The sequence below is a fragment of the Pseudomonas avellanae BPIC 631 genome (assembly GCF_000444135.1).
Classification (GTDB): Bacteria; Pseudomonadota; Gammaproteobacteria; order Pseudomonadales; family Pseudomonadaceae; genus Aquipseudomonas; species Aquipseudomonas avellanae.
Map to the genome: position 1 here is coordinate 1 of NZ_ATDK01000051.1, position 12,155 is coordinate 12,155.

Below are 12,155 nucleotides of genomic sequence, written 5' to 3' on the forward strand. Positions count from 1 at the left end.
CCTACTTCAGACCTTCCTTATATAAACAGCCAGCATTCAACAGTGCTCCGAAATAAATAGCCACAAAAGCGGTACGCCCTATATTTATCACGAATTATTTCAAAAGCAAGCATTGCCGCGACAAGATTTTAATTTTTTCGAACTGGATTCGGGGCAACTCTTTATTCAACAATTTTTTAAGAAAGGTCTTACGATTTTTCGGAAAAGACCTACATATACGCCCGGCTTATTCTGTTAAGTGCCAATAAACATGGTATCCATCTTAAGTTGTATAGAAGTGTTTACGATCGAACGCCAAAGTCACCCAGTAGGCGCTTCGCGTGAGCTGTAAAAATTGTGGGTGTGCGGTACATAGACTCGAGGATTGTGCATCGGCGGCTGTCGCCAACCGATTTGCCCTGATGCATCAGAGGCCATCTTCCCGCTGAAATTCTCCCAGCGGCCAGCGTCGCTAAGTCTGGCTGTTCCAGTGCCCGAGCGATACGCATAAAAAATCCGATGCCAGTAAAGGCATCGGATTTATTTTTGCGGCTCAAGGTAAAGCGAGAACGCTTGACTGATCGGCATCAACCCTGAGGTCTCTTCATGTGAGAAGCGAATGGCGACGATCAGAGCCCCAGCTCACTCAGGCCAGGATGGTCGTCCGGTCGACGCCCCAGTGGCCAATGGTATTTGCGCTCAGACTCGGCGATCGGCAAATCATTGATGCAGGCAAAGCGCCGTTGCATGAGGCCGTTTGCGGCGAACTCCCAGTTTTCGTTACCGTAGGAACGGAACCAGTTGCCCGAGTCGTCGTGCCATTCATAGGCATAACGCACGGCAATACGGTTATCAGTGAATGCCCAGAGTTCCTTGATCAATCGGTAATCCAGCTCCTTGCGCCACTTACGCTCAAGAAAAGCCTGCGCCTCGTCGCGACCGTTGACGAATTCGCTGCGGTTACGCCAGTACGTGTCTTCGGTATAGGCCAGCGCAACTTTCGCCGCATCGCGCGAGTTCCAGCCATCTTCGGCGCCACGGACTTTCTGGATAGCCGTCTCCAGCGTAAAAGGTGGCAGCGGGGGTCTTCCTTTATCAGTCATAGCAGCGTCCTCAAAATGGTTTGTAAGGCAGGAATTTGCCATCCAGGGTTATTACCGCACGCTCTCCCCCTTCCGGGTCTTCGACTTTCCTGATGTCCAGCTTGAAGTTGATGGCACTGATGATGCCGTCGCCGAACTGTTCATGCACCAATGCCTTCAGCGTGGTGCCGTAGACCTGAACCATCTCGTGGAAGCGATAGATAGTCGGATCACTGGAAACGTCTTCCACATTACCGCGCAAGGGGATGGTTTGCAGCTCGCCAACCGCGTCCCCGTCCAGCCCGAGACGCTCGGCGACCACCTCGGCAACCGCTTGCGGCAACGGATGCTGGCCGAGCAACGCCGCGGTGACATACACCACGCTCAGCCCCGTGTCTTCGGCGAGACCCGCCCAGGTCAGGTTCTTTGCTGTCTTGGCTCGCAGTACGCGCTCGGTCAGAGCCTGGCGCGGCGTAGTGGAAATATTACTGTGCGGCATCGGTCATACTCCTCGGTGAATTCACATGAAGGACAGCATCGGCAACTATCACCATAAGATCCAGGTCTGATTTATGATCGTCGTAATAATCTGACCTTATGGTGATGCTGTGCTGTTACGCCATATCCGTTACTTGCTGGCGGTCGCCGAGCATGGCAATTTCACGCGGGCGGCTGAGACGTTGCATGTCTCGCAACCGGCGCTGTCGCAACAGATCAAGCAATTGGAAAGCAACCTGGGTGTACAGCTATTCGACCGTAGCGGCCGCAGTGTCGTGCCGACCGACGCTGGTCGCGTGTACCTGGACCACGCCCGTCGCTGCCTGCGCGAACTGGACGCCGGAAAGCGTGCGCTCAACGACGTCAATGACCTGTCACGCGGTCAGTTACGCCTCGGCGTCACGCCAACATTCAGTGAATACCTGATAGCACCGTTGCTCGACCGCTTCACCGCGCTGTACCCAGCGGTGGCGATCATCATTACCGAGCTGTCTCTGGAACAGATTACCGATGCATTGATCAGCGACGTGCTTGATCTGGCAATAGGGTTTGCTGGCAATCATGGTTCCGAAATAGACAGTCAGCCGCTGTTCGATGAAAAACTGTGTCTGGTCATGGCTGCCACGACAGTCAGGGAACAGTCGACGCTGACGCTTGAAGACTTGAATACACTTCGTTTCGCACTCTTGGCGCCAGGGTTCGCCACGCGCATTCTGCTCGACGCCTGGTGCCAGATGCAGAACTTCAAGCCGAACGTAGGGCTGGAAGCCAACTCGATTGCCATTTTGCTCAAGGTCGTCGCTCAAGGCCGTATGGCAACCGTTCTTCCCGACGCCATCGTTCGCGAGCAGCCTGGATTATGCGAGGTTCAGACAATCCCGCCGTTGCCTGGGCGGACGGTGGCACTGCTGCGGCGCAAGAACGGCTACCAGAGCGCGGCCGCAAACGCGTTTGCAAAACTGGTGAGCGGCACCATAACGGAAACCTGAACCCGATGCGTCGGCGAAACAAGGGTGTTTTTGTTCAAAAAAAAGAGACCCGAAGGTCTCTTTCATGACAAGCAGCTGTCATTTGGCTTTGTAGATAATTCCGGGGCTGCACTGGACCATCTGATAGTGATCAGGCAGGCCATTGAGCGCTTCGGATGCACCCAGAAACAGGTATCCGCCCGGCTTGAGCGTACCGTGGATGCGCAGCAGGATGTCTTTCTTCACTTCGGCCGAGAAGTAGATCAGCACGTTGCGGCAGAACACGATGTCGAACTTGCCCAGCGCCGAGTAGCTGTCGAGCAGGTTGAACGAGCGGAACTCCACACGGCTCTTGATCGGCGCCTTGACCACCCAGCGGCCAGGGCTTTTCACATCGAAAAAGCGCTGCAGACGATCCGGTGAAAGGCCGCGGCCAATCGCCAGGCTGTCGTACTCGCCCGTCTTGCAGTTATTGAGCATCAAGCCCGACAGGTCGGTTGCAACAATCTGCGCGCCGGACTTGAGCTGGCCGGGATTGGCGCGCTCGAATTCGTCGATGGACATCGACAGCGAGTACGGTTCCTGACCCGACGAACACGCCGCCGACCAGATGCGCAGGCGCTGACCCGGGCTGGCCTTGATCTGCTCGGGCAGCACCTTGTTCTTCAGCACTTCAAACGGGTAAGTATCGCGAAACCACAGGGTTTCGTTGGTGGTCATCGCATCAACCACCTGCTCGCGCAAACCACTGCGCGGCTGGGTCTGAATACGCTGGACCAACTCGCCAAGCGACTTGATGCTTTGCTGCTCCATCAATTTGTTGAGGCGGCTGGACACCAGGTACTGCTTGTTTTCCCCAAGCAAGATGCCACAGGCTTTTTCCAGAAATACCCGGAACTGATCAAAATCCAAATTACCCGTAGACAAAGTGCCGCCTCTCAAATCATGTGGATCACCGGGGACGACGCCCCCGGCTGGTTATTCTGCTGCCTTGATCCGCGCAACAACCCTGGCCGCCAGATCATCAGGCCGGAATTTCGCGAGAAAATCATCAGCCCCGACCTTCTTGACCATCGCCTGGTTGAACACCCCGGACAGCGACGTGTGCAAGGTAATATGCATCTTCTGCATGCGCGGGTCATTACGTATGGCCGCTGTAAGGGTATAGCCATCCATCTCCGGCATTTCAATGTCGGAGATCATCATCAGGAACTCTTCTTCGGGTTTTTTACCCTCTTCGACCATCTTGCGCAGATAATCCAGCGCCTGACGACCGTCGTTCAGGGCAACCACTTCAACGCCGACGGTTTCCAGACAACGGCTAACCTGCTTGCGAGCCACCGACGAATCGTCAACGGTCAGAACGCGCAGCGAAACGGCCTTGTGCTGAACCTCGGCATCGATCACGCCAATCGAGATTTCTTCGGAAACCGGCGCAACTTCGGCGAGAATCTTCTCGACGTCGATGATTTCCACCAGCTGATTATCTACCCGGGTAACCGCAGTCAGGTAGTGGTCGCGCCCGGTGCCCTTGGGTGGTGGATGGATCTCTTCCCAGTTCATGTTGACGATGCGTTCGACAGAATGCACCAGAAAACCCTGAACCTTGGTGTTGTACTCAGTGATGATCACGAAGGAATTGACCAGCGAAATCATGCCCGCCGAACCGGTCGCCATTGCCAGGTCCATGATCGGGATCGTACCGCCACGAATATTGGCGACACCCCGAACAATCTTGCTCGATTTGGGCATGATGGTGAGTTTCGGGCATTGCAGTACTTCTTTTACCTTGAAGACGTTGATCCCGTAGAGCTGCTTGCCGTCGAGACGGAACAAGAGCAGCTCCAGGCGATTCTGACCCACCAGCTGAGTTCGCTGGTTTACCGAATCCATTACACCTGCCATGCCGAACCCCCTTACCAAAATGACCGCCACCCAGGCACCAGACCAACAAGCGGCACGGGCTTTGCTATTTGTTACGTCATGAACGCCAAGATGACAATTTCTCGACACCTCGCATTAGAAACCCGCTGGCTTCTCTGCGCAATCGCCCTGCTGTGCCTTTCCGGCACGGTAAGCCTCGCTCGTGCAGAGAATTTCACACTGCCTGAACAGCTTATCGGCGTCACCCAAGGATTTCTTGAGTTCACAGTAGAAGACTATTTGGCAACCAACCAGATTGACGGGCGTCACGACATACAGGTCAAGCAGCTCGACCCGCGTTTACGGATGGGTGCCTGCGACAAGGATTTGACAGCCACGCTGGAAAGCCCGCGCCCGGTTGGCCGGGTCACCGTGCGGGTGCGTTGCGAGGGCTCGTCGCCCTGGACAGTGTTCGTGCCCGCCCAGGTGCGGTTGTTCCGCAACGTGGTCACGGTCATGCGGCCGCTGAAACGTGATGCCATCGTGAACGAAGAAGATGTCGCGCTGCGTGAGCGGGATGTCAGCAGCCTGGGCCAAGGATTTCTGGCATCGCTTGATCAGGCAGTCGGTCAGAAGGTTGTCCGACAAATGGTCATCGATCAGGTCATCACCCCTGTGGCGCTTGAACAGCCCCAGATGATTCACAAGGGCGATCAGGTGGTGATCATCGCCCGCAGCGGCTCGCTGGCGGTACGGATGCCCGGCGAAGCGATGTCCGACGGCGGTTTCAACGAACAGATACGGGTGAAAAACCTTAACTCCCAACGGGTGATCAAAGCGAATGTCACCGGTCCAGGACAGGTAGAAGTGGCCATGTAATGCATTGAGGCTGGCGCAGAGGGTGTGTTTTTTTTAGACTGCGGGGAATGTCCGACGGTGAAGAGCATCTATTGAGAAGCTTTATCACAATCGGCCTAAAGTTTAATTGGGGTTGGCCGAAAACAAGGCAAGCGTCCAAACACCCAGAGGTTTTTTCAATCATGGTCATAGATTTCAGTCGCCTTAACAATTCGCAGCCGGTTGCCAGTACTGCACGTACCGCAGCCAGCAAAGACACCGCCAAAACCGATGCGCCAGCACCTGCTGCCACCGCAGGCGTCAAAAGCACCGGGGAAACGTTTTCCTTGAGCAGTGAGGCTCAACAGTTGCAGAAAATCACGGACAAGCTGACCGACCTGCCTACCGTTAACAGTGCTCGCGTTGCCGAGCTCAAGCAAGCAATTGCCGACGGTAGCTATGTAGTGGACAGCAACCGTGTCGCCAGCAAGCTGTTGAATTTCGAAACCCAACGCTAAGCCACGGCTCGCGCTGGATATTCTGGACGCTTAAAAACCAGAGCATGCGATGCAAGACACTACTTTGCTGCAGATGATCATTGATGACATGGTTTCTGCCCGACAGCTTCTTGAGCTGTTGCAGGCTGAATCACTGATTCTTCACGGCCGCGACATGGGCGAGATGGAACAGGTGCTGGCGCAGAAACAGGCGTTGGTCATCCTGCTGGATCAGCACGGCCGCAAGCGCAGCCAGGTGCTCGCCGGCATGGGGCTGCCCGCCAATCGGAGTGGTCTGCAGCAACTGGCCAGCCAGTCAGAAGTCGGCGAGCAATTGCTGACGAGCAGCGATGAGCTGAATGCGCTGATCAATGAATGCCAGACGCTGAACGATCAGAATGGTAGTCTGATCCAGTTGCAACAGATCAGCACCGCTCACCAGCTTCGCATTCTAAATGGCGGTGAAACGCCAACGCTCTATGATGCTCGCGGTTCGACTGCGCTTAGAGCAAAGCCACGCCCCTTGAGTCAGGCGTAACTTCCTGTATCAAGGTTTCGTGCGTAGTGGCAGAATGCCTGTTGTTGCGTTGCCGTAGTATTTTGCCTGGAGATTCAAGATCGTGAATGGCTCAAGCGCGGACGATGCTCCGCAGCCCCCGAAGGTCCTCAACACACCTTTGGAAATTGCCGCCAACCTGCGGCTGTTACTCGAGAGTCATGATCCGCTGATCATTACCTTCCATGAGCGCGCCCAGCGCTTTCAAAGCTACCTGCTTGAAGTCGACCGTGACAGCAATGTAATGGCGCTCGACGAAATGATCCCCCGCGACGGCGAACGTTTTCTCAGCAACGGCGAGTCATTTCGTGTTGAAGGTTTTCACGATGGCGTGCGTATCGCCTGGGAAAGCTCGGCGCACATGGAGATCGTCGATACCGACGGGCAGCGAATGTACCGCGGGCCGATGCCCGAAGAAGTCATCTACCACCAGCGTCGCAACGCATTTCGTGCAGCGTTGAAGCTGGCGCAACTGGTCGATATCGAGATCGGCGGTGACCGTCTCAAGTCTCCGCTCAAAGGCAAGCTGCTGGACATCTCCGCCACCGGCTGCAAACTCCGTTTTGAAGGCGACCTGTCCGAGCGCATGCAATTGGGCCAGGTGTACGAGCGCTTCATTGCCAAGTTGCCGTTCGGTGCCATGACAGCCCCTGTCGAGCTGCGCTATCTACACTTTGAAGAGCGCGTTCACACCACGTTTGCCGGCGTACGCTTCCACAACATGAGCGGACTGGTGCAGCGCCAGGTCGAGCGCTTTGTCTATCAGTTGCAACGCGAAGCACGCCGCTTCGATAAAGACGACGACTTCTGACAGCACATTCTCCGCCTGCCGGTTGATTGCGGCAGCCCTGCCGCAATCAACCAGCCTCGCACCATCAGCAACGCCCTTCTGCCTTGATCAGGCCTTCCAGGTCTCGCTTTCACGCTCCCGCTCATCTTCTTCAACCACTTGCGTACTGGCCGCTGGCTCAGCTTCGGCTTCAGCCACTGTTTCAGGCTCGGGCTCGGGTTCTGGCTCCACAGTGGTCTGCATCTGGTCCTGCACAACCTGTTCGTCCACGCGTGGGTCGAGTGCCACCACCAGTGGCGAGCTGGACATACTGTCCGGCATTGCAACGTGATGCAGTGGCGCGTTCTCGACCTGGTGCAGGTGAGTGACCGCTTTGGGCCTGATCAGCAGCACGAGGATGGCAGCCGCGCCGCAGACAAACGCATACAGCATGTGGCCGCCAAAGACTTTCATGATCACACCAGCCGCCAGCGGACCGATACTCGCGCCGATGCCGTAGGTCATGAGCAGCATGGCCGTCAGCGACACCCGGCGCTCGGCCTCGACGTGGTCGTTGGCGAATGCCACGGCCAGCGGATAGAGACAGAACTGCATCAGCGAGGCCAGAAAGCCGACGCCGAACAGCACCTCGACCGGCACGCTGGGAAACAATGCCAGCGGCAACGACGCCACCACCAGCGCAGCCGCGAATATACGCATCAGCACCGACCGGTCATAGCGGTCCGACAGCAGGCCCAGCGGCCACTGCACCAGGAACCCGGCCAGAATGCAGCAACCCATGAACAGACCGACCTGCTCGGTAGACAAGCCTTGCTCGGCGGCATACACCGGCGCCAGGCCGTAAAACGAACCGATGATCAGCCCCGCGCCGAGCACCGCTGTCAATGACTGGGGGACGCGCTTCATGAAGAATCGCGGCTCCAGCGGTGCCGGGTGCAATGGCGCCGGGTGAATGGCGCGGGTCATGGCGACGGGCACCAGGCACAGCGCAAAGCACAACGCCACCAGCATCAGCAGTTCCGGCCCCAGTTGCGGGTGAACCACCAGTACCAACTGGCCCAGTACCAGCCCCAGGTACGAAGCAATCATGTAGCCGCTGAACACCATGCCGCGCTGTTTGGCGGCAGCCTGCTCGTTCAGCCAGCTCTCGATGACCATGTACTGACACATCATGCCCAGGCCGACGATGACCCGCAGCACCAGCCAGGCGGGCAGCCAACTGATCAGGCCATGACCGAGCACCGCCGCGCCGACGATCCCGGCGCAGGTGGCATACGCGCGAATATGACCGACGCGGCCGATCAGGCGGTGACCGATCTTGCCGCCCAGTACCAGACCGAAGTAGTTGGCCGCCATCAACGCACCGACCCACAGGCTGTCGACCTGATCGGCCGCCAGGCGCAGGGCCAGATAAGTGCTCAGCAGGCCCGAGCCGATCAACATCATCAACGAGGCAAAATAAAGCGCTCGAAAGGATTTCCAGATTTGGCGCATCAACGTTCCAAAAATTGGGAGTCGCCCGAATGAGCGAGCCCGACACTGCGATTCTTAAACCTGGGCAGCCAGAACGCGCCGTTCCCAGGGAGTTATCTCGTCGAAAAAACTGGTCAGTTCCAGGCTCTTCGAGGCGACGTAGCCTTCGATGAACTCATGACCAAACAGTTCCTTGGCCAACTGACTGCTTTTCAGACGCTCAAGAGCCGCATGCAAGGTACAAGGCAGCGACAATTCTTTCGGCACCTCGATCTCGCCCTGCATCGGCGCCGTCGGTTCCAGGCGCTGTTCGATGCCGTGCAGACCGGCCGCCAGGCTTGCGGCAATGGCCAGATAAGGATTGGCGTCGGCGCCCGGCAGCCGATTCTCTACCCTTCGGGCCACCGCCGCACTCGCCGGAATACGTAGCCCGGCAGTGCGATTGTCGTGGGACCAGCAAGCATTATTGGGCGACGCATAAGGATGATAGAGGCGCTGGTAGGAATTCACGTTAGGGGCAAACAGCGCGGTGAAGTCAGCCATGCACGCCTGCTGGCCGCCAATGAAGTGGCGGAAGGTGTCAGTGGCCTCGCCGCTCGCATCGCTGAACACGTTTTGTCCGGATTCAGTTGCCACCACGCTCTGATGAATATGCATCGAGCTGCCCGCCGTGTGCGCGAGCGGCTTGGCCACGCAGACCACAATCAGCCCGTGCTTGAGCGCGACCTCCTTGAGCAGGTGCTTGAACAGAAAGGTCTGGTCGGCCAGCAGCAACGGATCGCCATGCAACAGATTGATCTCGAACTGACTGACGCCCATTTCATGCATCACCGTATCACGCGGCAACCCGAGCGCCGCCATGCAGGCATACACCTCGGCGAAAAACGGCCGCAGACCGTTGTTGGAACTGATACTGAACGCCGAATGCCCCAGCTCACGTCGCCCGTCCAGCCCGAGAGGCGGCACAAACGGCTGGAGCGGCTCGGGATTGGCCGCGAAGACAAAAAATTCGAGTTCGGTGGCCACCACCGGGGCCAGCCCATGCGCGGCGTAGCGGGCGATCACCGACTTGAGCTGACCACGTGTCGATAACAGGCAGCGTTCACCGCTCAATTCCTCGGCATCGCAGATGGCCAGGGCGCGAGGCTGCTCGCTCCACGGCAGGCGATGAACCTGCTGCGGGTCGCTGACCAGCGCAAGGTCGCCGTCATCACTGCCGTAAAACCGCGCCGGCGGGTAGCCGCCCATGATGCATTGCAGCAGCACACCGCGCGCAAGCTGCAACCGCCTCCCCTCCAGAAAACCGGCAGCGGTCATCACCTTGCCGCGCGGCACGCCGTTCAAGTCCGGAGTCACGCACTCCACTTCATCAATGCCCAGCAGCTGCTGCGCCAGTGGGTGGAGGTCATTACGGGTCATGATTCAATCCCTTCTTCATTGTTAGAGAGTCAGCGTCCAGGCCGCCAGAGCCGCATTGCGTACAAAATACGCAGCGGGCGTTCGGGATATCAAGCACTGATACAGCTTCGTGCGCCCGGTCACAACCGACCCGATGCTTAACCCGGCAGCGCCGGTCTTGGCCGGGTTCTTGCTGGTACCCCATACACAACAGTTCGACTGTCATTTTTATGTCAATGGCCATTCCTTTGCAGGGAAGCGCTTGAAGCCAATGCCCTTTCGAACAGCAATCGGATAAAACACGAGCAGAGAACCCTCCATGAGCGCACCGATCCCCGTCACTCGTCCTCTGTTACCGCCTCTGGAGGAGTTCATTCCCTATCTCGAACACATATGGGAAAGCCGCCAGCTCACCAACGGCGGCCCGTTTCACCAACAGCTCGAACATGAACTGGCCGAGTATCTGGGCGTGCAGCACCTCTCGCTGTTCTCCAACGGCACCCTGGCATTGATGACCGCGATTCAGGCGCTGCGCATCAAGGGCGAAGTCATCACCACGCCCTACTCTTTCGTCGCCACAGCGCATTCGCTGCTCTGGAACAGCCTGACACCGGTATTCGTCGACATCGACCCCGGCACTTACAACCTCGACCCGGACCGCATCGAAGAAGCCATTACACCGGCGACCACGGCAATCATGCCGGTGCACTGCTACGGCATCCCGTGTGATGTGGACCGCATTCAGCAGATTGCCGACCGCTACGGCCTGAAGGTCATCTACGACGCCGCCCATGCGTTCGGTGTCCAGCACCGCGGCCAGAGCCTGCTCAATCATGGTGACCTGTCGGTGCTGAGCTTCCATGCCACCAAGGTTTTCAATACGTTCGAGGGCGGCGCCATCATCAGCCCGGACGCCAAGACCAAGCAGCGCATCGACTACCTGAAGAATTTCGGGTTCGCCGATGAGGTCACGGTGGTGGCACCGGGCATCAACGGCAAGATGAGCGAGATCAACGCCGCATTTGGTCTGCTGCAATTGAAATACATCGATGAAGCGCTGCTCAAGCGGCAGCGCATTGACGAACGCTATCGAGACGTACTGGCGGCGGTTCCGGGGCTGAAAATCCTCTGGAAGACCACCGAAAAGCATAACTACTCGTATTTTCCGGTACTGGTCACCGAAGACTTCGCCATTTCCCGTGATGACCTCTATCAGCGCTTTCGCGACCACAACATCCTTGCCCGTCGCTACTTTTACCCATTGATCTCGACGTTCCCGATGTACCGGGGCCTGGACTCGGCAAAACCCGCTCGCTTGCAGGTCGCGACCAGCCTGTCCAGCCAGATCCTCTGCCTGCCCATTTTCGACAGCCTGACCGATGAAGCTTTCGACAGCATCATCGATGTGATCGTCGCTGCCAGTAAAGAGAACAGCTAATGCGAACGTGCCCGGTCTGCTCAAACCGTTTTCCGAATTTCTACCCGATGGGCAGAGGCCATCTGGAAATTCTCCACCGCCTGAACGTCCATTACTGCATCGAGGATTTCGAGACCCTCAACGTCGCGCAATACAGCTGTCCCGAATGCGCGGCCTCGGACCGCGACCGGCTTTACGCGCTGTACGCCATGCACCTGCTCGACAACCCGCCCTGCCAGCCGTTGCGCATCCTCGACATCGCGCCAGCCGTGCTGCTTTCCAGGTTTCTGCGCAGTTTGCCCAATGCGCGGTATCGCTCGGCCGACCTGTTCTCGCCGCTGGCTGACGACGTGGTCGACATCATGGACATGCACATGTACGCCGACGAGTCTTTCGACTTCATCGTGTGTTCGCACGTACTCGAGCACGTACCCGACGACCGCAAGGCCATGTCCGAACTGTTTCGGGTGCTGGCCAATGGTGGCTCTGCGATCCTGATGGTGCCGATCCTGCTGACCGCCACCACCACCGAAGAAGACCCGGAGGAGTTCAGCGTCGACGAACGCTGGGCGCGCTTCGGCCAGGACGATCACGTGCGCATGTACGCCAGACACGACTTCCAGTTGCGCCTCACGCAGGCGGGTTTCACCGTCGATGCCCTCGGCTCGCAGGCATTCGGTGAAGGCGTGTTCAGGCAGCACGGCATTACCGAGCAGTCGGTGCTGTACATCGGCCGAAAGACCTGACGACACCTGCGGATCATGGACGCCGACTGTGTTGCCCGGTTGGTTTATAAA

Annotated in this window: 13 protein-coding genes; 7 read left to right on the top strand and 6 right to left on the bottom strand. The window is 57.7% G+C overall.

Annotated elements, in window-relative coordinates; translation table 11 throughout:
* Window positions 1-608: 608 nt before the first annotated feature.
* Together DW49_RS0103290 and cynS are read right to left on the bottom strand one after the other, a co-directional pair.
* On the bottom strand, window positions 609-1,082 hold the full coding sequence (locus tag DW49_RS0103290) for a nuclear transport factor 2 family protein (RefSeq protein WP_005616772.1): 474 nt from the start codon (window positions 1,080-1,082) through the stop codon (window positions 609-611).
* Between the two features lie 10 nt (window positions 1,083-1,092).
* A complete protein-coding gene (gene cynS / locus DW49_RS0103295; protein ID WP_005616768.1) occupies window positions 1,093-1,560 on the bottom strand; it encodes a cyanase in 468 nt (155 codons plus the stop codon).
* 109 nt (window positions 1,561-1,669) lie between these two features.
* Here cynS and cynR point away from each other — a divergent pair, with 109 nt between their 5' ends.
* A complete protein-coding gene (gene cynR / locus DW49_RS0103300) occupies window positions 1,670-2,548 on the top strand; it encodes a transcriptional regulator CynR (protein ID WP_005616765.1) in 879 nt (292 codons plus the stop codon).
* Between the two features lie 78 nt (window positions 2,549-2,626).
* On the opposite strand, the gene cheR is transcribed toward cynR, so the two are convergent.
* A complete protein-coding gene (gene cheR, locus DW49_RS0103305; RefSeq protein WP_003382687.1) occupies window positions 2,627-3,454 on the bottom strand; it encodes a protein-glutamate O-methyltransferase CheR in 828 nt (275 codons plus the stop codon).
* Between the two features lie 51 nt (window positions 3,455-3,505).
* Complete coding sequence (locus DW49_RS0103310; protein WP_003382688.1) at window positions 3,506-4,432, bottom strand: chemotaxis protein CheV; 927 nt, start codon at window positions 4,430-4,432, stop codon at window positions 3,506-3,508.
* A 78-nt stretch (window positions 4,433-4,510) separates the two neighbouring features.
* On the opposite strand from DW49_RS0103310, the gene flgA reads away from it, so the two are divergent.
* From flgA to DW49_RS0103330, 4 genes are all read left to right on the top strand, one after another.
* A complete protein-coding gene (flgA, locus tag DW49_RS0103315; RefSeq protein ID WP_029768518.1) occupies window positions 4,511-5,269 on the top strand; it encodes a flagellar basal body P-ring formation chaperone FlgA in 759 nt (252 codons plus the stop codon).
* A 161-nt stretch (window positions 5,270-5,430) separates the two neighbouring features.
* A complete protein-coding gene (gene flgM, locus DW49_RS0103320) occupies window positions 5,431-5,745 on the top strand; it encodes a flagellar biosynthesis anti-sigma factor FlgM (RefSeq protein WP_005616754.1) in 315 nt (104 codons plus the stop codon).
* Between the two features lie 49 nt (window positions 5,746-5,794).
* Window positions 5,795-6,262 (top strand): flagella synthesis protein FlgN, encoded by a 468-nt coding sequence (locus tag DW49_RS0103325; protein ID WP_005738268.1) that lies wholly within the window; start codon window positions 5,795-5,797, stop codon window positions 6,260-6,262.
* A gap of 82 nt (window positions 6,263-6,344) precedes the next feature.
* Complete coding sequence (locus DW49_RS0103330; RefSeq protein ID WP_003382692.1) at window positions 6,345-7,091, top strand: flagellar brake protein; 747 nt, start codon at window positions 6,345-6,347, stop codon at window positions 7,089-7,091.
* Between the two features lie 87 nt (window positions 7,092-7,178).
* On the opposite strand, the gene DW49_RS0103335 is transcribed toward DW49_RS0103330, so the two are convergent.
* Window positions 7,179-8,564 (bottom strand): MFS transporter, encoded by a 1,386-nt coding sequence (locus DW49_RS0103335; RefSeq protein ID WP_005616744.1) that lies wholly within the window; start codon window positions 8,562-8,564, stop codon window positions 7,179-7,181.
* A gap of 54 nt (window positions 8,565-8,618) precedes the next feature.
* Window positions 8,619-9,860 (bottom strand): glutamine synthetase family protein, encoded by a 1,242-nt coding sequence (locus DW49_RS0103340; protein ID WP_161780184.1) that lies wholly within the window; start codon window positions 9,858-9,860, stop codon window positions 8,619-8,621.
* Between the two features lie 400 nt (window positions 9,861-10,260).
* Between DW49_RS0103340 and vioA the strand changes: the two genes are divergently transcribed.
* Window positions 10,261-11,379, top strand: coding sequence for a dTDP-4-amino-4,6-dideoxy-D-glucose aminotransferase VioA (gene vioA, locus DW49_RS0103345; RefSeq protein ID WP_024419986.1), 1,119 nt, complete (start codon window positions 10,261-10,263; stop codon window positions 11,377-11,379).
* A complete protein-coding gene (locus tag DW49_RS0103350; RefSeq protein ID WP_005616737.1) occupies window positions 11,379-12,104 on the top strand; it encodes a class I SAM-dependent methyltransferase in 726 nt (241 codons plus the stop codon). The genes vioA and DW49_RS0103350 overlap by 1 nt, the downstream gene beginning before the upstream one ends.
* The last annotated feature ends 51 nt before the right edge of the window (window positions 12,105-12,155 follow it).